23 protein-coding genes are annotated in these 26,262 nt (G+C 37.4%); 15 read left to right on the top strand and 8 right to left on the bottom strand.

The genetic code is table 11. From position 1 onward, the window contains the following. The first annotated feature begins 3 nt into the window (after positions 1–3). The 6 genes from tssM (at position 4) to rnd (ending at position 8,649) form a co-directional block, all read left to right on the top strand. Entirely contained in the window at positions 4–3,462 is a 3,459-nt protein-coding gene (gene tssM, locus AC1EU0_RS06490; RefSeq protein ID WP_480301335.1) for a type VI secretion system membrane subunit TssM, read from the top strand. Between the two features lie 23 nt (positions 3,463–3,485). After that, positions 3,486–4,115 (top strand): protein kinase domain-containing protein, encoded by a 630-nt coding sequence (locus tag AC1EU0_RS06485; RefSeq protein ID WP_480301333.1) that lies wholly within the window; start codon positions 3,486–3,488, stop codon positions 4,113–4,115. Between the two features lie 21 nt (positions 4,116–4,136). Then, on the top strand, positions 4,137–4,793 hold the full coding sequence (locus tag AC1EU0_RS06480; RefSeq protein ID WP_480301332.1) for a M50 family metallopeptidase: 657 nt from the start codon (positions 4,137–4,139) through the stop codon (positions 4,791–4,793). 18 nt (positions 4,794–4,811) lie between these two features. Further along, positions 4,812–5,690 (top strand): alpha/beta hydrolase, encoded by an 879-nt coding sequence (locus AC1EU0_RS06475; RefSeq protein ID WP_480301330.1) that lies wholly within the window; start codon positions 4,812–4,814, stop codon positions 5,688–5,690. Positions 5,691–5,836: 146 nt separating this feature from the next. Further along, entirely contained in the window at positions 5,837–7,516 is a 1,680-nt protein-coding gene (fadD, locus tag AC1EU0_RS06470) for a long-chain-fatty-acid--CoA ligase FadD (RefSeq protein WP_480301328.1), read from the top strand. Beyond that, complete coding sequence (gene rnd, locus AC1EU0_RS06465; RefSeq protein WP_480301326.1) at positions 7,516–8,649, top strand: ribonuclease D; 1,134 nt, start codon at positions 7,516–7,518, stop codon at positions 8,647–8,649. Before fadD ends, rnd begins: the two co-directional genes overlap by 1 nt. A gap of 46 nt (positions 8,650–8,695) precedes the next feature. Here rnd and minE read toward each other — a convergent pair whose 3' ends face one another. The 3 genes from minE to minC are packed head-to-tail and all read right to left on the bottom strand — an operon-like array spanning position 8,696 to position 10,459. Then, positions 8,696–8,956, bottom strand: coding sequence for a cell division topological specificity factor MinE (gene minE, locus AC1EU0_RS06460; protein ID WP_480301325.1), 261 nt, complete (start codon positions 8,954–8,956; stop codon positions 8,696–8,698). Between the two features lie 3 nt (positions 8,957–8,959). Then, entirely contained in the window at positions 8,960–9,769 is an 810-nt protein-coding gene (minD, locus tag AC1EU0_RS06455) for a septum site-determining protein MinD (RefSeq protein ID WP_480301324.1), read from the bottom strand. Positions 9,770–9,790: 21 nt separating this feature from the next. After that, positions 9,791–10,459, bottom strand: coding sequence for a septum site-determining protein MinC (gene minC, locus AC1EU0_RS06450; RefSeq protein WP_480301566.1), 669 nt, complete (start codon positions 10,457–10,459; stop codon positions 9,791–9,793). Positions 10,460–10,570: 111 nt separating this feature from the next. Here minC and AC1EU0_RS06445 point away from each other — a divergent pair, with 111 nt between their 5' ends. The 3 genes from AC1EU0_RS06445 (at position 10,571) to AC1EU0_RS06435 (ending at position 12,534) form a co-directional block, all read left to right on the top strand. Further along, positions 10,571–10,849, top strand: coding sequence for a YcgL domain-containing protein (locus AC1EU0_RS06445; RefSeq protein WP_480301322.1), 279 nt, complete (start codon positions 10,571–10,573; stop codon positions 10,847–10,849). A gap of 189 nt (positions 10,850–11,038) precedes the next feature. Next, positions 11,039–12,019, top strand: a complete 981-nt coding sequence (locus tag AC1EU0_RS06440; protein WP_480301320.1) for a lytic murein transglycosylase — start codon at positions 11,039–11,041, stop codon at positions 12,017–12,019. 74 nt (positions 12,020–12,093) lie between these two features. After that, entirely contained in the window at positions 12,094–12,534 is a 441-nt protein-coding gene (locus AC1EU0_RS06435; RefSeq protein WP_480301318.1) for a YcgN family cysteine cluster protein, read from the top strand. Positions 12,535–12,538: 4 nt separating this feature from the next. Here the strand turns inward: AC1EU0_RS06435 and dsbB are convergent, their stop codons facing one another. Together dsbB and nhaB are read right to left on the bottom strand one after the other, a co-directional pair. After that, positions 12,539–13,069 carry a disulfide bond formation protein DsbB gene (gene dsbB / locus AC1EU0_RS06430; protein ID WP_480301317.1) on the bottom strand — a complete coding sequence of 177 codons (531 nt, stop codon included), beginning with the start codon at positions 13,067–13,069 and terminating at the stop codon, positions 12,539–12,541. Positions 13,070–13,154: 85 nt separating this feature from the next. Next, positions 13,155–14,741 (bottom strand): sodium/proton antiporter NhaB, encoded by a 1,587-nt coding sequence (gene nhaB / locus AC1EU0_RS06425; RefSeq protein WP_480301315.1) that lies wholly within the window; start codon positions 14,739–14,741, stop codon positions 13,155–13,157. 310 nt (positions 14,742–15,051) lie between these two features. Here nhaB and fadR point away from each other — a divergent pair, with 310 nt between their 5' ends. The 6 genes from fadR (at position 15,052) to AC1EU0_RS06395 (ending at position 23,045) form a co-directional block, all read left to right on the top strand. Further along, positions 15,052–15,771, top strand: coding sequence for a fatty acid metabolism transcriptional regulator FadR (fadR, locus tag AC1EU0_RS06420; protein WP_480301564.1), 720 nt, complete (start codon positions 15,052–15,054; stop codon positions 15,769–15,771). Positions 15,772–15,975: 204 nt separating this feature from the next. Continuing rightward, positions 15,976–17,052, top strand: coding sequence for a DUF2066 domain-containing protein (locus AC1EU0_RS06415; protein WP_480301314.1), 1,077 nt, complete (start codon positions 15,976–15,978; stop codon positions 17,050–17,052). A 65-nt stretch (positions 17,053–17,117) separates the two neighbouring features. Further along, complete coding sequence (hda, locus tag AC1EU0_RS06410) at positions 17,118–17,828, top strand: DnaA inactivator Hda (RefSeq protein ID WP_480301313.1); 711 nt, start codon at positions 17,118–17,120, stop codon at positions 17,826–17,828. 167 nt (positions 17,829–17,995) lie between these two features. Further along, positions 17,996–19,750: an acyl-CoA dehydrogenase family protein gene (locus AC1EU0_RS06405; protein WP_480301311.1), complete on the top strand. Its 1,755-nt coding sequence runs from the start codon at positions 17,996–17,998 to the stop codon at positions 19,748–19,750. Between the two features lie 117 nt (positions 19,751–19,867). Further along, the gene (locus AC1EU0_RS06400) at positions 19,868–21,253 is read left to right on the top strand and encodes a Na+/H+ antiporter NhaC family protein (protein WP_480301310.1); all 1,386 of its coding nucleotides are present in this window, start codon (positions 19,868–19,870) and stop codon (positions 21,251–21,253) included. A 223-nt stretch (positions 21,254–21,476) separates the two neighbouring features. Further along, on the top strand, positions 21,477–23,045 hold the full coding sequence (locus AC1EU0_RS06395; protein WP_480301308.1) for a methyl-accepting chemotaxis protein: 1,569 nt from the start codon (positions 21,477–21,479) through the stop codon (positions 23,043–23,045). 21 nt (positions 23,046–23,066) lie between these two features. Here AC1EU0_RS06395 and AC1EU0_RS06390 read toward each other — a convergent pair whose 3' ends face one another. From AC1EU0_RS06390 to AC1EU0_RS06380, 3 genes are all read right to left on the bottom strand, one after another. After that, the gene (locus tag AC1EU0_RS06390; protein ID WP_480301306.1) at positions 23,067–23,444 is read right to left on the bottom strand and encodes a hypothetical protein; all 378 of its coding nucleotides are present in this window, start codon (positions 23,442–23,444) and stop codon (positions 23,067–23,069) included. 1 nt (position 23,445) lies between these two features. Then, positions 23,446–25,026 (bottom strand): S41 family peptidase, encoded by a 1,581-nt coding sequence (locus tag AC1EU0_RS06385; protein WP_480301305.1) that lies wholly within the window; start codon positions 25,024–25,026, stop codon positions 23,446–23,448. Between the two features lie 104 nt (positions 25,027–25,130). Then, positions 25,131–26,000: a gluconeogenesis factor YvcK family protein gene (locus AC1EU0_RS06380; protein ID WP_480301303.1), complete on the bottom strand. Its 870-nt coding sequence runs from the start codon at positions 25,998–26,000 to the stop codon at positions 25,131–25,133. Positions 26,001–26,262 lie beyond the last annotated feature (262 nt).

The following is a 26,262-nucleotide window of genomic DNA, read 5'->3' as shown; positions in this document are numbered from 1 at the left end:
GCGATGTTTAAAAAATTTATGGTGATTCTAACAGTTTTACTTAGTGTACTTTTTACCGGATTGTTATGGTGGTACATTCCCGCAGATAGTGCTTATCACTGGTTAAAGTACCTAGGAATACTTATTACACTGGTCTTGGGCGGTCTTGCTACTTTCTGGTGGATTAAAAGAGAAAGAAAAAGTAAACAAAAACATCCCGATCGAGATCAATTTCTCTTATTAAAGCAGGATGCTAAGGCGCTTAAAAGGCTTTTCAAACAAGCAGTTAAAAAATTAAAAGGCAGAAGCGGAAGTAAACTTAAAAGCCTTTACGATCAGCCTTGGTATTTGGTTATGGGAGGTGAAAAAGATGCTAAAAGCTCTTTTTTACTTCAAAACAACCTTGAACCATTACTCGACAAATTACTTGATGAGCAGGCCAGTCAGCAGCTAATTCGTTTTTGGCATAATGATCAAATCGTGGCACTTGAAGTTGGCTCGAGAATTTTCGATAACGAAATGCTCGATGATAAACTTTGGAAAATAGTTTCACAGCAATTACTAACACACAGACCGAGACAAGGAGTAAACGGCATAATCTCTATTATCGGTTGTGATCGGTTATTACTGGGAGACAAAAAAATACGCTTATCAATGAGTAGTGTCATCCAAGAAGCCACTCTATCAATGAGCGACTTTCTCAAGCTCAACATTCCGGTTTATTGTGTACTTTCCAAAGCCGATCTCATTTCAGATTTTGTGCATTTTTTTGAGATATTTTCCGGCTGTGATATTGATAACCCATTTGGTATCACCTTTCCAATAACCCAAGAGCGGCGATTTGACGCTGATGACTTTGAAGACCAAATAGAGAGGCTACTTGAGTGTGTTGTTGATCAACAATTTGAGTTGTTTTCAAATATCGATTCAGATAAAGCGGCGTCAATTATTGCCTTACCTTATCAACTTAGGATCTTTTTTAAATTATTAACTGAATTGTTAATCGGTATCGGCAAAGAAAATCGAGTTAGAGATGCTGTGTGGATAAGAGGAGTGTACCTGTTATCGTGCGGACAAAAAGGAAGTCAATTTGACCTATTATCTCAATCTATTGCTGAAACGGCAGAATTTGCAACTAGTGCAAGACGTAAAGCAATACCCGGGAGGCGCAATTATTTCTCATCTCGAATTTTTACAAACATTATCTACCCAGAGAATGAAATTGTTGGTGTCAATCACGTAAGGCACTTTGGCTACATAGTAGGACAAACCCTGCTAATCGCGGGTGTGTGCGCGATAGTTGCTTACACTTCTGTTCTGCTAAAGAATAATTGGGATACAGATGAAATTTGGCGAGCTGAAGCTTTATCTAAATTGAAGATATATCAAGAAGATATAAAAAGACTAAATGCCAAAGATGAAAACTTATCACATTTAGTATCTGTGCTTAGTGAATTACGAAAAGTTGCGGTAACGGGCATTGAAGATGCGCCTTGGTATGAGCGAGTGAGTACACAGCAAGATGATACTGCAAGGCGAATTTATCACATATATCAAAATCAACTTCAAAAAGAGCTGCTTCCTAAACTCGATTATTTAATCAGTAAAGAGCTTTATATCTATGTTAGCTTTGATAACCCTACAAAAATATTTGAAGTTCTTCGTTATTATGAAATGCTGTTTGATAAGCAGAGATTGGATTATGAAGATTTAAAGCAATATGTTTTAAATACACTTCAAGAGCAAAATAATATATCGGTTCATAACCTTACAGGTCTTTCTAACTTACTGTCTGATTTGTTCAAAAGTAAATATTCTCAAACGCTATCTGCGAATCATAAGTTAGTTTCTACCGCGACCAACAGCTTAGATGGTATGTCTCCTGAGCGATTAATTTACACAAGAATAAAAGGGTTACCTAAATATCGAAATCAAGTAGATGTTAGAAATCAGCTTGGAGATAATTTTGATAGTTTATTCAGGTTCACCAGTGGCTATCATGGATACTTGATACCACAAATTTTTACAAAACAGGGGCTAAATGAGTTAGACCTAACGCCTAAATCCAAGTTGCTAAGAGCGCAGTTGGAGGATTACAGAGCGATTAAGGGCAACATGAGTTCAGTATCCATTACAGAGATGAATGATCTCAGTAAGGAAGTTCAAAAACTGTATTTTGCTGATTACATTCAACATTGGAAAGATCTGATCAAAAATATCCATATTAAACAATTTTCTTCCGCTGTAGATCTTTCCTATGCCTTACATAAAGCAAGAGAGCCTGTTACAAGTCCAATTTTGGATGTTCTAGGTGCTATTGTGGTTAACACCCGTTTAGCCGTTGAAGAAAAACCGGATACCAAAGGTAACCAAAAACTGGCCAAACAATTAGGTTTGAAAAGTGCATCTAAAGCACTAGGTAAAGCCAATAGAATAAATCGTGCTTTAGGTAATAAACTGTTGAGCTTACAACCATCATTTGTCGTTAATAAAGCTTTTGAATCATACGCTAACTTTTTAAAGGGTTCTGGGCGAAAAGGCGACAAAGTACCTGTCACTGGCTTTATTGGTTCTCTTGATAATTTAAATACTTACTTTGAGACGGCATTATCAAGCCCAGAGCCTGACAAAATCATGTTTAATTATGCTAAAGAGCATGCAGCAGGCTCACAAGATCCACTTACAAACTATGAGCGTGAAGCTGCAAAGGCACCTGCACAAATAGGTACTTGGGCAACAAATATTGCCGTGCAATCTTGGCACTCTGTCGTGCAAAACGATATTCAATATGTTAATCAGCAATGGTCTGCGAATATCTACTCTTTCTACACGCAAGCGATTTTAGGGCGTTTTCCGTTTACTCAAAATGGGCGTAGTGAAGTCAGCTTAGATGACTTTTCAAAATTCTTTCGACCAGAAGGGCTTGTTGATGACTTTACTAATACATACCTTAAGCCTTTTGTTTCATGGGAACAGGGAAAATTAAAGCTTGAAACAATTGATGGAGCCGTTTTACCGATAAGACAACAAAGTCTAGACAAACTGACCCAAACCAAGCAGCTTAGCAGAATGTTTTTTGGCTCAGGGCAAGAGCTTGCTTTAAACCTCGGCTTTAAGCCTACTGAAATGAGCTCTGATGTTTCAGGGTTCGTATTAAGAGGTGATGAGAATATTTTTAGCTATAACCATGGCCCAAGAGTGTGGACAGATTTAAGTTGGCCCTCTAGTAAGATTAGTGGTTATTTAAGTGCCAGCTTCTTTAATGGTGATAACCGTGTATCCTCCAAAGCTTATCGAGGACAATGGGCATTATTCCGGTTACTCTTTGACGGAAAGGTTAAACAAACACCTTCAAGACTGGTTCGGCGTTTAGACTACGGCATTGATAAGCAAAAATTGACCTTCAGTTATACCTTGAGAAACTCTAACCAAGTGTTAGCACTACATCTGTTTAACCAATTCAAGTTATTACCAAAACTATAATGTACAGTAATGATAATCAAAGTGTGTCGACTGTTGTTGAGATAGGAGACTGTTACTACGTAAAGCATTATTCTGATGTAGAATTTTTGCGTAATGAATGGCGTGCTTTAGAAAAATGTTCAGGAGAATTAGGTAGAGCAAGGCATATTCAAAAAGGCATTGCAATGCAACTTGATAAGCAATTGATTACTCTTGAATACAATGCTAATGCCATACCACTTACAGATTTTACTGAAAATGACATTGAGACATTTTGTGGATTGTTATCTCAATTAATTTCAGTTATTCATCATTGTCATACTAGAGGAATCGTTCATGGTGATATTAAACCATCTAATATTCTCTATGACCGAATGACAGGCAAGCTCACTTTAATAGACTTCGCAGGTAGTTTACCGCTTGGTTCTGCATTACCCTTGAAGTTACTCTCCACAGTGAGTTACAGCTATGTTATGCATGACTCGAACATGCAGCAAGTAACCACGGCACTAGACTGGTGGGGACTTTTTCAAATCATTCAGCAAATCGTTGCTCACAGACGATCAAATGATCTAAATCGAAAAATCTTTAATATCATTAATTCCTATAGATTGGTGTTAGCCGCTGATTTACCATATGATTCCATTATGAGGTCGGTAAATACAGAATTTTAATACCAAAAAGGATTGGTATAAATGGATTGGTTTGAGAGAAAAAGTGTTCAGTTTTGGTTATACCTTGCGATAGCCGCATTGTTAGTTCAAATCCCTTTTCTTGGGCTACCGCTTTTTTGGTTTGCCACCTTTTATCACGAGTTATCCCATGGCATCGCCACTCTGATAACTGGAGGAACTGTGGAAAGGATTCAACTATTTACTGATGGCTCTGGTTATTGCTTTAGTATTGGAGGCATTCACACCATCATCGCTTTCAGTGGATACTTTGGGACGCCATGGTTTGGCACAATGATATACAAAATAGCAGAACCGAAAAAACCTATCATTACTAAGATGTTAGCTGTGACAATGCTTGCCATAGTAGCACTGACAATTATTTTTTACGTTTCCGATCTACTTACATTAGTGATCTTATTAATGATAGCAATATGCTTTATTGCTTCTTTATACATTAAAAGTGTCAGATGGATTCGGCATTTATACAAATTGTTCGGTATGTCACTAATTTTAAATGGATTACTCAGTTCTCTTTCATTGTTTGGCTATACCCATGAGGGGGATGCAGCACATTTAGCTAATTTAACTTGGTTGCCGGGTATATTTTGGGTGGCCTTATGGGTGGTAAATGCAGCAATTGCTTTGTTTTGGATTTATAACTCATCTAAGACCCGATGATTTATTGGTGATAAAAATATGAATAAAGCCAAAGAAATTGTTTACAACCTTCCACATATTCAGCTTGCAGCTCGGCAGTGGGGAGATAAAGAGAAACCGATTATTCTCGCCTTACATGGTTGGTTAGACAATGCAAACAGTTTTGAGCCATTAGCACCTTTTTTTGATGATTATTGTTTAATTGCGATTGATTGGCCGGGGCACGGAAAGTCACAACATCGACAAGAGGGCTATTCTTTACACTTAACTGATTATGTATTTGATTTAGATTCTCTAGTTTTGCATTTGTTCAAGCAATTTTCGATGAGCAAAATACACATCCTCGGACATTCCTTCGGTGGCATTATTGGTGCTATTTATACCAGCTTATTTCCACAGCATGTTGCTAGCTTAAATTTAGTGGAAGCCTTAAGCCCATTATTTGAAAATGAACAACAAACGAAAATGAGACTAAGGCAATCAATTACCCAGCATCGGGACCTGACTAATTCAAGTAAAACGGCTAAAAGTTATTCATCGTTAGAATCTATTGCGAAAACTCGTTATAAATTGACAGGGCTTGATTACCAATTTTGCTTGTCTATTCTATCAAGAAATATCACCCCATCAGATAATGGTGTTTGCTTGAAAACCGATCCAAAACTGAAATTAGGATCTGCGTGGAGATATTCTGAAGCCCAAGTGTTAAATCTAATAGATAGTATTTTAGTCCCTTCATTATTGATATTAGGTGACAATGGTTTTGCAGAGCTTAAATATTCGACTAATAAGTTTGAAGACTGCTTTAGGCAATTAGCTATAGTAATGAGTAAAGGGGGACATCATGTTCATATGGACAATCCTAGGCACGTTGCAGCTCATATTTGCTCTATGATTGAGCAGTCATCACCAGAATAGCTAGGATTTTATGTCCTTTTATGTGAATATGAATACAGTATATTCAAACAAGCGTATAATAACCTGTTTAATAACAATAATAACGATCATACTTTTTTACAGGATGACTTTTATCCTGTCTCTTCGAAAGAACTTAGGAGACAATTGTGAATCAGCCTTGGCTAAATAACTTACCTGAAGGTGTTCCTGCAAACATCAACTCTAATCAATATTCTTCACTTGTTGAGATGTTTGAAAAATCCGTCAATAAATATGCCGATCAACCCGCATTTGTAAGTATGGGGGCCACGGTAACCTATCGTAAATTAGAAGAGCGCAGTAGAGCATTCGCAGCTTATCTACAAAATGAACTTGGTTTGAAAAAAGGTGACCGAGTAGCATTAATGATGCCAAACACTTTACAATATCCAATTGCTTTGTTTGGTGTTCTACGAGCTGGTATGACAGTGGTAAATGTCAATCCACTATATACGCCTAGAGAATTAAAACACCAACTTAATGACTCTGGTGCAAAAACAATTGTTGTTGTAAGTAATTTTGCGAAAACGTTAGAAACAGTAGTTGATGAAACGCCTATCAAAAGTGTGATAATTACTGGTTTAGGTGACTTATTAAGCCCGCCTAAACGCACTATCGTCAATTTTGTAGTTAAATACGTTAAAAAACTAGTACCGAAATACCACCTTCCACAGGCGTTACCATTTAGACAAGTGTTATCTAAAGGACGTCGACAACAATACATAAAACCTGATATCAGTTCAGATGATATTGCATTTTTACAATATACTGGCGGCACTACTGGGTTATCAAAAGGCGGAATGCTATCTCATAGCAATGTAGTATCTAACGTTTTACAAGCGAGCGGGGCATATTCTCCTATCCTAAAAGACGGCAAAGAATTAGTAGTAACCGCTTTACCCCTTTACCACATATTTGCGTTAACAGTGAATTGCTTGTTATTCATTGAAAAAGGTTGTAATAACTTATTAATTACCAACCCTCGTGATATTCCTGCTTTCGTATCTGAACTTTCAAAATATCCTTTTACTGTGCTCACAGGTGTTAATACCTTATTTAATGCACTGGTTAATGATGAAGGATTCAAAAAACTAGATTTCTCTAAGTTAGGTTTGTCTATTGGTGGTGGTATGGCCGTGCAGCGTGCTGTGGCTGAAAAATGGCAGAACATTACTAAAAGCAGGCTATTAGAAGGATATGGTTTAACTGAAGCTTCTCCATTAGTGACTTGTTGCCCTTATAATCTTGATGGCTACAATGGTTCCATCGGTTATCCAGCACCTGGAACCGATATTCAAATTAGAGATGCAGAAGGTCAAGTGTTACCACAAGGTGAGTCAGGTGAGATATACGTTAAAGGCCCACAGGTTATGCAAGGCTATTGGCAAAATGAAGAAGCAACCAAAGATGTCATCGATGAAAATGGATGGTTAGCGACTGGTGATATTGGCTATATGGATGAAAAAGGCTTCTTCTATATTGTCGATCGTAAGAAAGATATGATTTTAGTTTCAGGCTTTAATGTATTTCCAAATGAAATTGAAGATGTCGTCGCACTGCACCCTAAGGTTGTAGAAGTTGCTGCTGTTGGTGTTCCTAATGAAGCCAGCGGTGAAGCGGTTAAAATATTCGTTGTTGCCAATAGTGACAAATTGACAGAAAAAGACTTGATCAAACACTGCCGAGTTCATCTCACTGGATACAAAATTCCTAAATTTGTCGAATTCAGAAAAGAGTTACCCAAAACTAATGTCGGCAAAATCTTACGACGTGAGTTACGTGACGAAGCAAACAAGCAGGTTAGTTAATGTCTACAACGTTGCACAATGATTTAGGTTTCGACTATGTACTCGTCGAAGATCAAAATGCATTTGATAATTTAATGGCGCAGTTTTCACAAAGCGACGTAATCAGTTTAGATACTGAGTTTGTACGAACGAGAACTTATTACGCTAAATTAGGTTTGATACAAATATATGATGGTCAAACATTAGCTTTGGTTGATCCTTTAAAGTGTCAAAACTTATCAGGCTTATGGAATTTACTCGAAAATGAATCCATCACTAAGTTATTGCATGCAGGGAGCGAAGATTTAGATATTTTTGCTCATTATGGCAAAGTTCAGCCTAAGTCATTGTTTGATACCCAATTTGCGGCTTCAATATGTGGTTTTGATCATGGTTTAGGTTATGCTCGGCTGGTGGAGCAATGTCTGAATGTCGTTTTAGATAAAGGTGAGTCTAGAACAGATTGGCTAAAAAGGCCGCTATCTAAGAAGCAACTTGATTACGCCGCAAATGATGTTTTTTATTTGCATCAAATTTTTCCACTACTAAAACAGAAGCTTATCGAATTAGACCGATATGAATGGGTGTTTGAAGAAGGTGAAATTCAAACGGCAGGGCGTACGGATGATCATGACTTTGATAATGCTTATCTAAAAGTAAAGAATGCGTTTCAGCTAACCCCTAAACAGTTGGCGTTGTTGAAACCATTAGCAAGTTGGCGTTTGAAGACTGCGGTTAAAAAAGATACGGCTATTGGCTTCATTCTTAAAGATCATATTTTAATTGCTTTAGCTAAAATGTGGCCTAAAAGTCTTAAGGATTTTAGTAAAGTTCGTGAGATGTCAAACATCGAACGTGGTCGTTATAGCAAACAAGTTTTAACTTGTTTTCAGCAAGCTGATTTTGATAATTTACCAGAACGAATCGATGCCATCGCATACAGAGATGACTACAAAGCCAGTTTCAAATTGGTAAAACAACAGTTAACTCAAGTTGCTGAGCAAAACACATTGCCACCTGAACAAATTGCTTCTAAGAAGATGGTTCATGAATACTTAGGGTGGCTTTGGAAACAGCCTGATAGAGTACCGAAAATTTTGACTTCATGGAGAGGTAGATTGACGGAAGAGAGTCTTTCAAAACTTGAGGTTTAATCAAAAAAAGCAGTTATTTAAAATAGCTGCTTTTTTTGTTCATCGTTTATTTATCTTCAGGCAGAGTAACGTTTAACTCTAGTACTGAGAGATTATCATCATTCTGATCCACATTCACTGATACTTGATCTTCTGAGATAGTGATGTAGCGATTAATAACCTCAATGATTTCCTGTTTCATTTTTGGAAAGTAATCTGGTGTATCTCGCTCAGAACGTTGATGAGCCACAATGATTTGTAACCTTTCCTTTGCTAATGAAGCCGAGGACGGGCTTTTCTTCGATCTAAAATAATCAATAAGTGCCATAAGTTAGCTTCCAAATATCCGTTTTAATAATCCTTTTTTTTCTTCTTCTAAGAAGCGAAGAGGAACACTGTTACCCAGTAAACGTTCTACCGTATCTGAATAAGCGTTACCTGCATCACTTTCAGTATCTAAAATAACAGGAGTACCAGAGTTTGAAGCTTTTAATACAGCTTGAGATTCAGGGATAACACCAACTAAATCGATGGCTAGGATCTCTTTAACATCTTCAACGCTAAGCATTTCACCCGTTGCGACACGCTTAGGAGAATAACGAGTTAACAATAAGTATTCTTGAATAGGTTCGAGATTTTGTTCCGCACGACGTGATTTGCTTTGAAGCATACCAAGAATACGGTCGGAATCTCGTACAGAGCTGACTTCTGGATTGGTGGTAACAATTGCGATGTCAGCAAAATAAAGTGACATCATTGCCCCTTGCTCAATCCCAGCTGGAGAATCACAAATGATGTATTCAAAATCTTTTGCTAGATCAGCAAGAACTTTCCCTACACCTTCTTTAGTGAGAGCATCCTTATCACGAGTTTGAGAAGCGGGTAGGATAAATAGGTCTTTACAGCGCTTATCTTTAATTAGAGCCTGATTTAAGTTAGCTTCACCATTAATAACATTAACAAAGTCGTAAACCACGCGACGTTCACAACCCATAATCAGGTCTAAGTTTCTTAAACCAATGTCAAAATCAATGACTACTGTTTTATGGCCTTTTAAGGCGAGACCAGTTGCAATTGCTGCACTGGATGTTGTTTTTCCTACGCCACCTTTCCCTGAGGTGACTACAATAATTTGTGCCATTATTTTTTCCCTGTATACCTGTTAAAAGGTGAGTGGTTCAAATAGTAATGATTCTTCAGCAAGCCTAATGCAGCATGCTTCATTGGTATCGTGTTCAGCAAGATTCTCGGCAAGCCAATATTGTCCAGCAATACTAATTAATTCGGATTCCATTTTATTAGCGATAATAACTGCGTTGTTATCGCCGGCTGCTCCCGCCATGGCTTTTCCTCTCAATGTTCCATAAATATGTATGCTTCCATCAGCAATGACTTCAGCACCATTGCTTACGGCGCCCACAACAATTAAATCTGCATTTTTGGCATAGACTTGCTGACCAGAACGAATGTTCTTTCTAACAATTTTGGTTGATTTAGGGGCGTTAATTGATTTCGATTCAATTGTCTTACCAGATTTTATTGAGGCAAGTCCAAGAGTCTTTGCAATCTTGAGTTGAGAGTCTGATCCCGCTGTAACACCGACTATAACTAATCCGTGATCGGTCAATAGCTGCTTTAATTTCGATAAATCGATTTGATTTTCAGCTACTGCAGCAAGATTGATAACTAATGGTGCTCCTAAAAAAAATTGCGGAGCAATAGCGAGTTTTTCTTCTAATTCAATTCTTATCTTTTGAAGATCAGCGCTTTTAATATGAAGCACAGATAGCGTAAAAGAAGAACCTTTTAACTCGAGATTAGATTCCAGCATCCCGGCTTTTCTTCCCCTGAAATTCATCAGCATACAGCTGATTCAGATTATATTTGTATTGCATCATGGTATAGTGTGGCACTTTATCTTTCAAGCAGTAAGTAACCGAATATGATATGTGCTGTATATAAAAGTAGTATTAAGCCTGAAACCTATCTTTATATCCCTAAAAAAGGTGATTTTAGTGAAGTTCCTGAACCCTTAATGAAGATGTTTGGCACACCCGTTTTCGTAATGGCTTTGCCATTTATTAAAGTTGAAAACCTGGCTTTAGCTGATATCGAAACAGTAAAAGCGGATATTAATGAAAAGGGGTTTTACCTGCAATTACCTCCACCTACAGAGAACCTTCTTGAGCAACATAGAAAGTCCTTAGGAGTGGAAGATTAGCAAGCTTTTAATTTGAGCACTTGTTGTTTTGAACTGGTGGCGTTAAGCTTGAAACTCTAATAAAGACTGAAGTAATCGCTTTATATTAGACAAACATAATAAGTGCGGTTCAATACAAACTTATATTGCTTATAAATAAAGTAGATACGAGTTTGCAGCAGTGGTAACACAAGGAAAATAGGGCATCTAATGGTTCGTTCATTTGTAAAACAGGCGTCAATATTTTGCATATTAACGCTCAGCATTAATAGCTTTGCTAACGATATCAGTTTTAAAGAGTATGTAAAAAATACACTTTCAACTAAAACAGCAAACTTGTCTCAAGCAGAGATTGATACTTTACTTCCACACATCAAGCAGTTTAAAAAGTTGGGTGTAGCTTCTGAGCCTGAAAAACTCAATGTTTCTTTTGAAAATTATTTAAAACAAGTTGCTCAGAATGATGCTGTAGAACTTTTGTATAGTAAACATCAAGATTACTCTGAGCAACTTAAAGCTATTTCAAAGCACTATTCAGTACAACCTAGATTTATTGTTGCTCTGTGGGGTATTTTATCTAATTTTGGTGAATCAAAACCTGATTATCCCGCGTTATCAGTCTATGCATCAAAAGCTTATAGTGATCCTACTAGCCCATTAAAACAAGAGTTGGTTGCGGCGGTAGCGTCTGTGAAATCTGGCTATGTATCTTTTGAAGAAATCAGTAGTGACTTTCAAGGAAATTTAGGGTTTCTGTCAATCACTCCCAGTTTTTATAACCAATATGCAGTGGATTGGGATAAAGATGGCAAAAAAGACGTTTGGCATAATCATTTAGATAGTTTTGCAACCATTGCAAACTTTCTAAATAAGCATGGCTGGGATCACTCTTCCACTTGGGGAAGGCAAGTTAAGCTTAGTCGAGGCTTGGATAAAAGCTTTGATTATTCGAAAGCTCGAAGTTTTAAATTTTGGTCAGAACTAGGCCTGACCAAGTTTAATGGTCGTCCGCTTCCCAATCGAGCAGATATTCAAGCTAAGCTTTTAAAGGTTTCTAATTCCAAAGGGCGATATTATCTTACATATAAAAATTTTGATGTAATGGAAAAATGGCCACAAATGAACGACTACCGTTTACTTTCAGTTATGTATATGTCAGAGCTTCTCAATAAGAGAATTAAAGGCTTCTGATTTAGAGTTATACCTCTGCAAGGGCTGAAGATTTATAGTAAAATCTTCAGCCTTTTTTATAAGTGGTGTTAAGTATGACTTTTTGGGAGCAAAAATCATTAGCTGACCTATCTCAGCAAGAATGGGAGTCTCTATGTGATGGGTGTGGTAAGTGTTGTTTAAATAAAATCATTGATGATGAAACAGATGAGCTTTATTACACCAACGCGGCTTGTAAATTGCTGGATACTAAACATTGTAATTGTACTCAATACACGACTCGTTTTAATTATGTACCGGACTGTACAGTCGTCACCATTGATAATTTGCCTGAGTTAGATTGGTTACCAGATACTTGTGCATATAAGCGTATGTATAACGGTTTGCCATTACCAAGCTGGCACCCGCTGATTACCGGCAATAAGAAAAAAATGCATAAGCTTGGAATGTCTGCTTCTGGGAAAGTAATTAATGAGGAAAGAGTTCGAGATATTGAGGACCACATCGTAATGTGGCCACTCGACGCTATAGAATAAGGGCTTATTTAAAGCTTAATCCTTTTTTGATTGTTTTACTCAGAGATGGCTGGAAAAATAGCGCGAATGCAGCTAAATAAATGGCAAATACAACTATCATCCATTCAGCCATAGTTACTCCCATAAACATCCATTGTGATTCACCACACATACCCGTAGGCATAAATACTGATGGTAGCCATTCATGTAACGGCATCCAAGAAGGGAAATCAGGAAGGAATGAACAGGTAGAAAATGGGTTATTTTCAACTTGAATCTGTACTAATTCAATGGCTATTTTTAAACCCCAAGAAGCACTAACACCCCAAACAACAATACCAAGGCAACGTAATAATCTCGATTGAGGATTGCTTAAACCAATTATTCCGCCTACCGCAATTCCCAAAATGGCAAGCCTTTGATAAATACACATCACACAAGGATCAAGCTTCATCACATATTGAAAATAAAGTGCACACCCTTCGAGAGCCAAGGCGCTCAGGGTTAACAAGCCCCAAGATAAACGCTGCTGAGTAAATTGTACAAGATGCTTCACTGATAACTCCATAGATAACGTGATTGGCAAAAAAAAGCCCCATAATTGGGGCTTAATTCATTAAAATTAATACCTTAGTATCAGATTAATGAGCAGTAGCGGTTGTGTCCAGTAATTCTTTGACAGAATGATGCATCAAAAGGTGCGTATCATAGAAATGCTGGGTTAAGTTCTCTAACCAACCTAGTTGAATAGCTAATGCACCAACGATTGTAAGCACAATAGTATACGGCAACGCCATCCATACCATACGTCCATATGATAAACGAATAAGTGGGGCGATTGCAGAAGTCAGTAAGAATAAGAAGGCCGCTTGACCGTTTGGAGTCGCTACTGATGGTAAATTTGTACCCGTATTGATTGCTACTGCTAATAAATCAAATTGATCTCGAGTTATTTGCCCATTCAATAAAGCGGCTTTCACTTCATTGATGTAAACCGTACCAACAAATACGTTATCCGATACCATCGAGAGGAATCCATTTGCTAAATAGAAGATAACTAATTGACCATGGCCTTCAAATTCTAATGCCCAATTGATGATAGGCCCGAATAGTTGTTGATCAATAATAACCCCTACAACTGCAAAGAAAACGGCAAGTAAGGCGGTAAATGGTAGCGCCTCTTCAAACGCTTTACCTAGTGCGTGTTCATCAGTTACACCATTGAACGCTGTAGTTAAAATAATCACAGACAAACCGATAAGACCTACGCTAGCTAAATGCAATGCTAAGCCAACAATCAGCCAAATACCGACAACAGCCTGAACGATCAATTTTACTTTTTCTTTATTGGAACGATTCTTATCTTGGTATTGATCATAATCTGAAAGAATTTTATGAACTGCATCAGGTAATTGAACTCCGTAACTAAATACTTTGAATTTCTCTACAAGCATACAAGTTAATAAACCGGCAACAAGAACTGGAACTGTCACTGGCGCCATGCGGATTGCAAACTCTACGAATTCCCAATGCGCTTTATCTGCAATGATCAAGTTTTGTGGTTCACCAACCATTGTACATACGCCACCTAGCGCAGTACCAACACCCGCATGCATCAGCAAATTACGCAAAAATCCGCGAAAATCTTCTAGCTCTTGCTCATTCAAATGGTGGTCTTCACCAGTATGGTCATGGTTGTCGCTAAAGTTTTTTCCAGAGGCAACTTTATGATAAATAGAGTAAAAACCAACAGCGACAGCAATAATTACTGCGATTACGGTTAATGCATCAAGAAATGCAGACAAAAAGGCCGCTGAAGCACAGAACATCAAGGATACTAATATTTTATTTCGAATCTTGGTGATGATCTTGGTAAATAGAAACAGTAATAACTGTTTCATGAAATAAATACCGGCGACCATGAAGACTAATAATAAAATTACCTCAAGGTTGGCTTCGATTTCATGGAGAACTTGGTATGGAGTTGTCATTCCTATGGCTATTGCTTCTAATGCTAATAAACCACCAGGTTGCAGTGGATAACATTTCAGCGCCATAGCTAAAGTGAAAATAAACTCAATAACTAATAACCAACCAGCCACAAATGGGTCAATAAAGTAAAAAACAAGTGGATTGATTATCAAGCATGCAATTATCGCGATTTTGTACCACTTAGGGGAGTTCCCTAAGAAGTTACCAATAAACGCCTGACCGATTGTCACAGGCATAGGTTCCTCTCTAACATTTTTTTCATCTTGGTGAATTTAGGAAATTGACCAAAGCTTATTATTTTTCAGGGGATTCAGTCTAGACGAAACTAAAATCAAATATATCTACTCAGTTCTCAAAAAGAAGAAAAAGAAAGCAGAACTGCAAAATTCTAAGCCTTCCAATTGGAAAATACCATGGCCTTAACAAATTTTCCGATAAAAAAACTACCGTTTCGTAAAAAACATTACACAACAGTTGTTTTCATTTGCTTCGTGTCTGGTATGATCAGTTACTAACAATGCGAATAATTATTGGAAATGTAGGTTGATGATTATCAATGCTAAGGGGCCTGCGAGTTTTGCAGAGAAATATATAGTGCGCTCTATTTGGGAAAATAAATTTCCACCAGGGTCTATTCTACCAGCAGAACGTGAGCTATCAGAATTAATAGGTGTTACTCGCACCACTTTACGAGAGGTGTTGCAGCGCTTAGCAAGAGATGGTTGGTTGACGATTCAACATGGTAAGCCTACTAAAGTAAATAACTTTTGGGAGACTTCTGGATTAAATATTCTAGAAACTATCGCTGACTTAAACCCAGATGGCTTTCCTTTATTGGTTGATCAGCTGTTATCTGCTCGAACAAATATTAGCACCATCTATTTTCGTGCGGCAGTTCGAACCAACCCAGAAATGGTAAAAGAGGTGTTAGCCGACTTATCTGAAATTAATGATGATGCTGAATCTTTTGCTGAATTTGACTTTCACTTACATCATAAATTGGCTTTTTCCTGTGGCAACCCACTTTATGTACTGATTTTGAATGGCTTTAAAGGCTTGTACAGCAGAGTTGGAGGCTATTATTTTACCTCTAACGAAGCTAGAAAGTTGGCTTTAGATTTTTATCATCAATTAAAGGCTGTTGCAGAAACGGGTGATTTTGAAACCGTTCCTCTTTTAATGCGTGAATATGGCATAAAAAGCGGTAAGGTGTGGTCAGAAATTCGAAATGATCTTCCTGCTGAATACGCTCACGACAATAGCTAAAAAGCTTTAATGTTTCATTATGATATAAGCCCTTATATAAGGGCTTTTTAGTGTCAAAGTAAAATCCCTACTATGTAGATGTATCTTCCACATCTTAGTTCGCAGTTACTGCTAAATCTTCACTGTTTTAGATATGAGTGATTGAGTATCTAAATCTCTATGTTAGAATTTGTCATTACTTCAAAATAACTTCTAATTCTAACAATGACTTGTAAACGTTATTTACTTTTAGCAGCTTGCTTATTTATATTGCTTTCTTTTGATAATGCAACTGCAGAAGTTCGAGTTGATGGATTAACAAAAGCACAAATCAATGTTACTTCTCAAAGTAACTCGCAAAAACGAAAAGCGCTTCGAGAAGCTTTTGCGGAAGTTATCTTCAAAAACACAGGTTCTAAAACGGCATTGCAAAATCCGTTGATAAAAGCTGCCTTATCTAGTCCGATGACATACTTACGTCAATATTCTTATTTAAATAATGATGAACAGTTATCCCTTGTCGTTAACTTTGATGAGAAGAAATTGCTGGAACTATTGAGAAACGCAAAAGTTTCTATTTGGGAACGTAATCGTCCCTTGTCATTGCTCTGGACAACCTTTGATACAAATTCAACTCAGCAAATATTAAATGATTCAAGCTCTGAGCAAATAGTAAATAACATAAAAAAAGCAGCAGAGTCTCAAGCATTGCCTCTGATTTTTCCTGTACTTGATCTATCAGAACTTAGTATGATTTCTGAATCAGATATTAAAGGCTATTTCATTGATGCTTTTCCAGAAGTTTCTGATAAATATCAGGTAGATTATCTTGTTTTATCAAACATCCAACAAGTTGCAGACGGTTATACTTATCAACTTCAAGTATATTTAAAAGATCAAGATGGAGTTCGTCGACCTGTGATGGTAAAACAGTCTTCAGTATTCAGCGACTTAGAATCACTATCTGATGATTTAGTAAGTCAGCTTGCATCATATTATTCTGAACAATATTCGATTTCTGTTGAAGATCAGCAACAGCAAGTGTCAATTCAATTCCAGCAAATTATTAACTTGAAACAAATAACTTTGTTGGAACGGTACTTGAGCCAACTCGCCATTGTAAAGTCAGTTAAAGTGGAACAAATAAAAGGTAATAATCTTTGGCTCGAACTGGAACTATACGGCAGCTTGGAAGACTTACAGCGAGTTTTTCAGCGAGATCCTAATATTAGTTTAAATAACGACCAAGATCTGTTTAAAGATGAATCTATTTCTCAAACTTACCTTTGGTTAGGTCAGTGAGAGAATAGATTTTACTAATTGCCATGTTACAATGGATTTGATCTTTCAGCATTAGGATAAACTGAGTGCATCATAGTTCGCCATTACAACTTTCTTTACCTGTCTATCTTCCTGATGACGAGACATTTAATAGTTATTACCCAACCGTTGGTAATGACGAATTGATACATAAGTTACATGATACCGCAATTGGTAATAACCAGTCCGCCTTATATCTCTGGGGGCCAGCCAAATCCGGTCGTACTCATTTACTTCACGCCGCCTGTGCTCATGCAAACGAAAATGAGCGCACTAGCTTTTATGTTCCATTAGGTATACACGCCAGTATTTCACCTGATTTATTTGAAGGTTTAGAGTCAGTTAATTTAGTTTGTATCGATGATATTGATGCTATAGCAGGAAACCCCATTTGGGAAGAAAGTGTATTTGATCTGTTTAACCGAGTAGCAGAATCACAAGACTCGTGTTTAATTGTTAGTGCAAGCAAACCAATTAAAGAAGCTGGTTTCTTACTCCAAGATCTAACTTCCCGTTTACAATGGGGACTAAATTATCAACTTTTGCCTCTAGAAGATTCAGATAAGCTAAGTGCGCTGCAACGTCGAGCAGAAATGCGTGGCTTACAATTGCCAGAAGATGTTGGTAAGTTTTTATTGAACCGCCTACAACGTGACCTAAGAACGTTATTTGATGTACTTGATAAATTGGACAAAGCTTCTATGGTACATCAGCGTAAACTTACCATTCCTTTTATTAAGGAAATGCTTCATCTCTAAAGCTAATCATACCTAGCGTAAAATATCATATTTATCAGTTCTGATAATTTATAAACTGAACCGCAAGATTATCCGTATATATTCTTAGCTCTTGATCTGATGTGCTTGTTTTTGATTCATAAAAGGAATAGATTAAAACAAGCGTTTGAATAATAGTTGAGAAGAATATGTATCCATATAATGCACCTCTAAATGAAATGAATTTTCTGCTCAAGCATGTATTTAAAGCAGAAGAAAATTGGCAGCAATTCCCCTTTATACAAGATAATTTAGACCTTGATACAGCGACGGCAATCCTAGAAGAAGCCAGTAAGTTTTCTTCCGAACAAATCAAACCGATAAATGCGAATGGAGACAAGCAAAGCATTTCTTTCGATAATGGAACGGTTATAACGCCAAATGGCTATAAGGAAGTTTACAAGGACTTTGCAGAAGGTGGCTGGGTTGGTTTTTGTGGTAACCCAGAATATGAAGGCATGGGGATGCCTAAAATGTTGGGAGTGTGTGTCGATGAAATGAATTACAGTGCTTGCAATGCTTTTGCTTTATACAATTCATTGACTGCAGGCGCGGGATTATGCATCAATGCTCATGCGAGTGAAGCTTTAAAACAGAAATACCTTCCAAAACTTTATAGTGGTGAATGGTCTGGCGCAATGGCGATGACTGAAGCTGGAGCAGGTTCAGATTTACGCCACATTCGAACTTATGCCAAACATCTTGATGACGGAAGCTATAGCGTAACAGGTACTAAAATATTTATTACCGCAGGTGAGCATGACTTAACAAGTAATATCATTCACTTAGTCTTAGCCAAAATAAAAAATAGTGATAAGTTATCTTTGTTTTTAGTTCCAAAGCTACTTGTGAATGAGCAAGGAGATATTTCTGAGCCGAATAATGTTGCTGCAATATCTGTAGAGCATAAGATGGGGATTCATGGCTCTGCAACTTGTGTAATGAACTACGATAATTCAGTTGGGTACTTGATAGGGGAAGAAGATAAAGGCTTAGCTTGCATGTTCACCATGATGAATTATGAGCGTTTGTCAATTGGTATACAAGGTCTTGCAAATGGTGAGATGGCTTATCAACTGGCCAGTCAATATGCAAAAGAAAGAGAGCAGGGTAGCACCGTATCGGCAACAGGAGAAAAAGTACCATCTTGTATGATTCTCCAGCACGGTGACATTCGAAGGATGTTACTCACTATTAAAACATTAACTGACGCTGGTAGATCTTTGGCACTATTTACTGGTCTTCAACTTGATCGTGCTCATTACCTCGATGAGCAATCAGGTAAACAATCTGCTAGGTTTTCTCAACTATTAACGCCAGTTACCAAAGCATTCTTTAGCGATCGAGGGTTAGAGTGTAGCATTTTAGGGCAACAAGTTTTCGGTGGTCATGGCTATATTTGGGAGACAGGAGCTGAGCAATTAGTCAGAGATTCGCGTATTGCACAAATATATGAAGGTACTAATGGTATTCAAGCCAACGATTTTTTAAGCCGAAAAATATTAGCTGATGACCTTTCCTGTTTAAAAGAATTCATAGGGGAGTTAAGGACTAACATGTCATCATTCACTAATGTTCCAAACCCTTATGTTTCACAATTAAATACAGGTTTTGATCAGTTGATTAATACTGCAAAGTCAATTCAACAACGTGTAGCTATCCAGCCTGCGGCAATGAGTTCTTGTTCTGTCAATTATCTAGATGCGTTTGGTTATTGTATTTATGGCTACCTTTGGTTAAAAATGCTTCATCACTCCGATGAGGTTTCAGAAGATTTCCGTATAAAGAAAGCGTATTTTTGTGATTTCTATTTCGATCAGTTATTCCCAAAAGCTAATTTCCACTTTCAACAATTGGAAAACCTAGATTCTTCTATGCTAAATATTCCCGAAGACTACTTCTAAGTGAACGAGCCGGTGACTAAATATAACCGGCTTTTAAATTTTTATTGACTCTGTCCTGCATCACATTTATTTTTCGACTTTTAAATATGAAAGAACAAAAATAGAGGAATAAAATTAATGACAGAGCCATCAGCTTTGAGCTTAATTCCACCGCTGGTAGTTTTGGTTTTAGCGATTTGGTTAAGAATGCCAATTCTGGCGCTTATTATTGGTGCTATTTCAGGCCTGATAATTCTTAATCCAGATATTGAAACTATTTTAACGTCGTTTTCTGATATTTCATTAAAAGTGATGCAAGATGAAACCATAGGATGGTTAATTCTAGTTTGTGGTTCGTTCGGTGCTTTGATAGCGCTATTAGTCCGAACTGGCGGCGCAAGCGCCTTTGGCTATTCAGCTTTAAAGCTTGCAAAAGGTCCGAAAAGCTCTTTATTTATGGCATTTATATTAGGAGTGGTCATTTTTATAGATGACTATTTGAACGCGCTTACGGTTGGCGAGTCAATGAAAAGGGTCACCGATAAGTTTAAAGTAAGTCGTGAAATGCTTGCCTATGTGGTTGATTCAACTGCCGCTCCAATCTGCGTGCTAGTGCCATTATCAACTTGGGCTGTATTTTTTGGTGGTCTTCTTGTTGATAATGGGGTAGCAGAATCAGGGCAGGGGATCGCCGTTTATGTTTCTGCTATACCCTATATGCTTTATGCATGGTTATCAGTCGTAGTTGTTCTTTTGGTTATTCTAGGTGTTATTCCAGCATTTGGTCCGATGAAGAAAGCTGAGCTTATGGCAAAGCAAGGTAAGAGTATTGAAGTTGATCCTAATGAAGATGTTCATACTTCTGATGATTATGCTGTAAAAGCAATTGAAGATGAGTTTAAAAATGCCCAACCTAAAGGCAAGCTTCACAACTTCTTAGTACCGATTTTATTATTGATTGGTTTCACTATTTATTTTGATATTGATGTTTGGAAAGGCTTGCTTGCCACATTGTGTGTGACACTACCATATTATGCATTTCAAAAGTTGATGACACTATCTGAAATGTTGGATCAAATGTTTGATGGTTTTAAGAGCATGTTGCCAGCCATCGGAACAGTAGTTGCTGCATTTATATTTAAAGATGTTTGTGATCAATTGTTATTACCACAATTTATAATTGAATCGCTAAGTGATTACATGAGTGCCGATTTGTTGCCTGCAGTGGTATTCGTCTCAATGGCTGTACTCGCATTTGCTACAGGCTCAAGTTGGGGAATATTCGCAGTTACTATTCCAATTGTCATGCCTTTAGCTTATTCATTGGATGCGAATATTCCATTAGTAATAGGAGCTCTCTTATCTGCATCATCTTTTGGTAGCCAAGCTTGTTTTTATTCTGATTCAACGGTTCTTGCAGCACAAGGTTGTGGTTGTAATCTAGTAAGCCATGCTATCACCCAATTACCATATGCTTTGATAGCGGCTACCTTAGCATGTATTGGTTTTTTGATTATTGCTTAAACTCTTAAGGCGCTAACTTTGCCACCTTTGGCTGATTAATTTAAGTTAGCGCCTCTTTTCTAGTCATTTGGACAATCTCCTTTCTTTTATTATTTGTATGATAAAAGCGTCAAGTGTTACACTTTTATGACAGGGTAAAGGTATTATTTTAAAGTTCTCTAAAATAACGCCGATAACTGTCTAAAGGACAGTGTGTGAATAACAACAAGAAGTGATGGAATAAATGAGAGCGAATCAGCCTATTACGGATAATGAATATTTAATAAATGAAAACGAACGTTTAATCTCTTCAACGGACACGCATGGAAACATAATACATTGTAATCAATCCTTCATAGACGTCAGTGGTTTTACCAGAGACGAATTAATTGGACAGCCCCATAACATCATTCGTCATCCCCACATGCCTGAATCGGTTTTTAAAGAAATGTGGACTACCTTAAAGAGCGGTAATGTATGGATGGGACTCGTAAAGAACAGAAGAAAAAATGGAGATTACTACTGGGTTAGCGCATTTGTGACCCCAATTTTCGAAAATAAGAGTGTCGTAGGGTTTGAATCAGTAAGGGTCAATGCAACACCTGAAGAAAAAGCTAGGGCAACAGAAGTATACAATCGATTAAGTACCAATAAGACCCCAGTTAGTATTTTTAAGCAAAGTAAAAGATTTGCTAAACGTACCATGGGGATCACAATACCGTTTGGTATAGCAACTGTATTCTCTGGTCTGCAGTATGATCTAAAATTATCCGCTTTGGTTTTAGCTACTGGAGTGATGTCTTTGATATGGGTCGCCTATCAACGTCAACAAGAATGGCTACAGCTGACAAAATTAGTACCTGGTGTTTACGCTAATACTATTGTTTCTCAGAGCTATTTTGGAGGGGATCCTTCAAGTTCCGCTGGCAAATTAGTGCTTGCTTGCGAGTTTGCTCGCAATCGAACGGCACTTACTCGCATCAACGACTCTGTTATTAAGCTTGATGAACTGACTTCTGTTACAGCGACTAAAGCTACCACAACAGCTAAAGAAGCTTACGAACAAAGACAAGTTACAGAAGAAATTGCGTCTGCAATTGATCAAATGACCCACGCAATTAACGAAGTTTCGGATAAGATCATCCAAAACGCTTCAAGTGCTAATCAAGCTTTAAGCAATGTTAATGAAGGAGAGCAATTAGCTGAGCAATCTTTAAAAGTGATCACTGAATTAAGCCAATCAGTTTCCTCAATCTCAAATACGATTAATAAATTGGCGCAATCTACAAGCCAAATAAGCCAAGCTGCAAATTTAATTAACTCAATTGCTGAGCAAACAAACTTATTAGCACTTAATGCAGCCATCGAAGCGGCTAGAGCTGGCGAGCATGGAAGAGGCTTTAGTGTCGTTGCAGATGAAGTTCGCGCCTTAGCGGCAAAAACTCGTGAGTCTACGCAGCACATCCATGCGGTAGTTGAAGAGTTATCAGTAAACGCAAATAGTGCTGTATCTGCTGCAATTGAAGGAGAGAAAGTTGCCAAAGATGGGGTCGAAGTTGTTCAGCATACCTCGAAGTCATTGGCGGAAATTTCTTCTGAAGTTAAAAATATTACTGATATGTCAATGCAAATGTCAGCAGCAGTTGAAGAGCAGAGTCAAGTTGTCGGGCATATCAATCAACGTATCCAAGAAATATCAAATAGCGCTGAAGAAACTCAGAAATCATCTGATGCATCTAAAGAGGCCTCAACTAAATTGGAACAAACAACAAACGAGGTTCGATCCTTGATAAATCGTTTTTTAGTAAGATAAACAAGAGTATACAGCCACAATTTATTGTGGCTGTATGGCCTTACATAAAATGTTGGAAAGAGGATAAAATGATTCCTCTATTTTTACCAAACACTTTTCTGCTTTTTTGTATAAGTGAATGTCGATAGGCAACTCTGTACTTCTACCATCAATAATTTGACCATTTTCTCTTCTAAAAAAGGGCCTTGAAAGCTTGATACGATTAGAAGAGGTAAATGCATCAACGTTTAATTTAACTTCAGATCTGTTAAGTAGTTTTGCTAATACGATTTCAAGTTGGTCATGATTTTGCTGATCGTGTTCAAGCATTGCCGGTACCATCTTATCCTCTTGCGCTAGCAAGCAAGAGGATAAACACAGAACTGAAATTATTACTATTAAAGTAATATTAAGTTTCATTTTAGTTAGCCATCGGTGTTGTGATTATTTTATTTTGAAGGACTAATCTTAAAAAATCTTTATTAGGATTTTTTACTGCTCGTTTTTCATCGCTTTCATCTAGCTGGATTCCTTGATTTGCATAACCGAAACTACTTGGCAAACTCGGGCATGATTTATCAGCGCGATAATTTAAAGCTGCTTTCAACATCGCTTCATTTTTATCACCAAGAGCATGACTGTAATCATCATCAACTAAACAACCAGCTATTTGAGTACCATTTTGCACGGGAGATTGTTTAGGTTCAAAACCGTCAGCATAGTCCCCAAACCCTTTATGGTTTGAACCTTTAAATTGAATGGTAAAATAGGTTTCACCACAATTGTCCTGAGCATAAAAACCATAAGGTTTACCACAAGTTTTACCACCGATTTGCACCACTTCAATATCGATACCTCTCAGGCCATTTATGAAGGCCTCACTCGCAGAGCAGGTTGAGTCTGTTGTTAAAACAAAAACTCGATCGAGGTTAAGAGAAGGCAGTGGTGTGCCTCTATCAAGTGTTAAACCTACACCAGCATTGGCAAAACCAAGAGGTCTAATCGGGTCACCTGTAACAGGGTTTACTGTGGGGTGTTTATCGTTAAATGTATTTAATTCAAAAGTCTTATTCTGCGTATTTTCACTTCCTGCTACCATATAAGCAAGTTGACTGGCGAGGATTAAAAATCCTCCACCGTTATAGCGTAAATCAACAACTAAGTCTGATACATTTTCATTAGCAAGTTGATCTATTGCAGATTTCAATTGTGATTCAGCGGGCTGAATATGGCCGTTAAAAGTGAAATAACCCACTTTTCCTGACTCTGTTTCAATGGTTTTAACATTCTGCACAGGCGCACTAGTGATTTGGGTTGGCGTCATAGACACTGTGTATTCACTACCATTCACTCGCCGTAATGTGAAATTGTAAGCCGTATCATCTTTGCTTGGAAATAGAGCAGAGTTAAGCAAGTTAAGGTTATCTGAAGTAGCAAAATCAACGCCATTGATAGCGACAATTTCATCTCCTCTGGCTAAACCTTTGTTAGATGCAGGTGTATTTGGCTCTGTAAATGCCACAACAGCTTTACGTGGAGGGCTACGGCGAATCAATGTGATTTCTGCTCCATATCCCAAAGATACACCACCTTGACTCAATCGTTTCCATTCTTCAGTTGATCTAGAAAAATGAAAATTATCTTTTGGATTACCGCTTGGTGTTTGTGCAGTAGTTTTTAGTTGAGCAAAATAATCTTTTACCGAAAAGGGGGCAGGATTTTTATCGGTGACTTCTTTATACCAAAGGTAAGTGTTATCGTTCCAAGAACGAAGCCACATTTTTTCATGCTGCTCAGTACCTTGTTTGTCTGGAAAGTTACCCGTTCTTGGTTTAGCACAATAATCTTTGAAAGTTGATGCTGCTAAGAATTGCCCTTGCTGCCAAGTTAAAGGGGAAGTGTCGTTATTTGATTCACTTTGGGATTCAGAGCTTCCACCCCCACCACATGCAGAAACACTTAATGTCAAAATTGAAATTAAACTGAAATGGCATAGTTTCATTGTAAATACTCTCCTTTTATTTACAACAATTCTACATATTTAAAAACTATTTAAAACATTTAGTTTGATGATTGCATCGGTTTCATTAAAGTTTTGATACTTGCTTAATGAATACTGCTGATAGCTAAGTTTAATGATGAAGGGCAGTGTAGCCCAGTTTCAATATCCGTTAGCGGTTGTAAAATGGTATCCGGAGATATCGAATGTAATGGTGAGTTTTCAACCAAAACATCAATTTTTCTTTGATGCAAATAACGTTCAAGGTACTGCTTTTTTTGCTTAAAAGTTAGGTAGCCGGCAGCGCTTTTCTCTTGAACTACATTATTAACCAAAACCAGTTTAGCCTTTGAAACTGAAATTGCCCTAGAATAATCGTCGACCAAGATACTTGGCATTACACTAGTAAAAAAGCTTCCAGGAGAAAAGACAATTAAATCAGCATCGGCTATTTTTTGTGTTACTTCTTCGAGGCCACTAGCAGGCTTTAATAGAGCTATTGCTGAAGGGAGCATGTTGTTATTGTCAATCTGAACTTCACCGGTTGTCGTTTCCCCGTTAGGATAAACCGCTACTAAATCGTTATCTGAAGTTAGCATCGGAAAAACATTCGCTTTGATATTCAATTTTTGTCTAAAGTAATCAATTGCATGAAGTGGGTTGGTAAGCTGAGAATACTGTTGCAATAATAAATTGCCAATTACATGACCATTAAGAGATTCTGTTTTTGGGAAGCGATAAGAAAAAAACTGTGCCTCATTGGATTTAGGATCCGCTAAGCTGACAAGACAGTTTCGTATATCTCCCCAAGCAATGGTCGAAAATGAATTTCGAATTAGACCGCTCGAACCACCATTATCTGTAGTCGTAACAACAGCTGTAAGGTTGCTTTCAAGATAAGATAAAGCTTTTAAAAGTTGTGCAAGCCCATGTCCACCACCAATAGCAACAACTTTATATTCACTGGGCAACTTCAAATCTAACCGCCTTTCCTTGGTCATTGACTAACTATATACCAATAGTTAATACGTCTAAGAAAAAGATTATAATGGTCACTATCACTTATTTCCATATTTAATATTGAACAAATCAGCTAATTTATTTTTACTACTAGGATTATAATTTTTCAAAACTTTAACTCTATAAACCATTTTGCACATAACTAGACTTGCAATCTAAATGATTCTTTCGAATAGACCAAAAATTTTTTTAATAATGAATATTTCTGTTTTCAAAGTT

This window comes from Parashewanella sp. 2210YD4-3 (genome assembly GCF_056591735.1).
The sequence above is the reverse complement of the archived record's forward strand: the minus strand, read 5'-3'. Positions and strand labels throughout refer to the sequence as shown.

Coding starts and splice junctions, on each gene's coding strand:
- tssM (WP_480301335.1), top strand. CDS start 4: ATGTTTAAAAAATTTATGGTGATTCTAACAGTTTTACTTAGTGTACTT.
- nhaB (WP_480301315.1), bottom strand. CDS start 14,741: ATGCCTGTGACAATCGGTCAGGCGTTTATTGGTAACTTCTTAGGGAAC.
- AC1EU0_RS06440 (WP_480301320.1), top strand. CDS start 11,039: ATGGTTCGTTCATTTGTAAAACAGGCGTCAATATTTTGCATATTAACG.
- AC1EU0_RS06480 (WP_480301332.1), top strand. CDS start 4,137: ATGGATTGGTTTGAGAGAAAAAGTGTTCAGTTTTGGTTATACCTTGCG.
- AC1EU0_RS06390 (WP_480301306.1), bottom strand. CDS start 23,444: ATGAAACTTAATATTACTTTAATAGTAATAATTTCAGTTCTGTGTTTA.
- fadR (WP_480301564.1), top strand. CDS start 15,052: ATGATTATCAATGCTAAGGGGCCTGCGAGTTTTGCAGAGAAATATATA.
- minC (WP_480301566.1), bottom strand. CDS start 10,459: ATGCTGGAATCTAATCTCGAGTTAAAAGGTTCTTCTTTTACGCTATCT.
- AC1EU0_RS06435 (WP_480301318.1), top strand. CDS start 12,094: ATGACTTTTTGGGAGCAAAAATCATTAGCTGACCTATCTCAGCAAGAA.
- AC1EU0_RS06405 (WP_480301311.1), top strand. CDS start 17,996: ATGTATCCATATAATGCACCTCTAAATGAAATGAATTTTCTGCTCAAG.
- minD (WP_480301324.1), bottom strand. CDS start 9,769: ATGGCACAAATTATTGTAGTCACCTCAGGGAAAGGTGGCGTAGGAAAA.
- rnd (WP_480301326.1), top strand. CDS start 7,516: ATGTCTACAACGTTGCACAATGATTTAGGTTTCGACTATGTACTCGTC.
- minE (WP_480301325.1), bottom strand. CDS start 8,956: ATGGCACTTATTGATTATTTTAGATCGAAGAAAAGCCCGTCCTCGGCT.
- AC1EU0_RS06395 (WP_480301308.1), top strand. CDS start 21,477: ATGAGAGCGAATCAGCCTATTACGGATAATGAATATTTAATAAATGAA.
- AC1EU0_RS06475 (WP_480301330.1), top strand. CDS start 4,812: ATGAATAAAGCCAAAGAAATTGTTTACAACCTTCCACATATTCAGCTT.
- AC1EU0_RS06445 (WP_480301322.1), top strand. CDS start 10,571: ATGATATGTGCTGTATATAAAAGTAGTATTAAGCCTGAAACCTATCTT.
- AC1EU0_RS06415 (WP_480301314.1), top strand. CDS start 15,976: ATGACTTGTAAACGTTATTTACTTTTAGCAGCTTGCTTATTTATATTG.
- AC1EU0_RS06400 (WP_480301310.1), top strand. CDS start 19,868: ATGACAGAGCCATCAGCTTTGAGCTTAATTCCACCGCTGGTAGTTTTG.
- AC1EU0_RS06385 (WP_480301305.1), bottom strand. CDS start 25,026: ATGAAACTATGCCATTTCAGTTTAATTTCAATTTTGACATTAAGTGTT.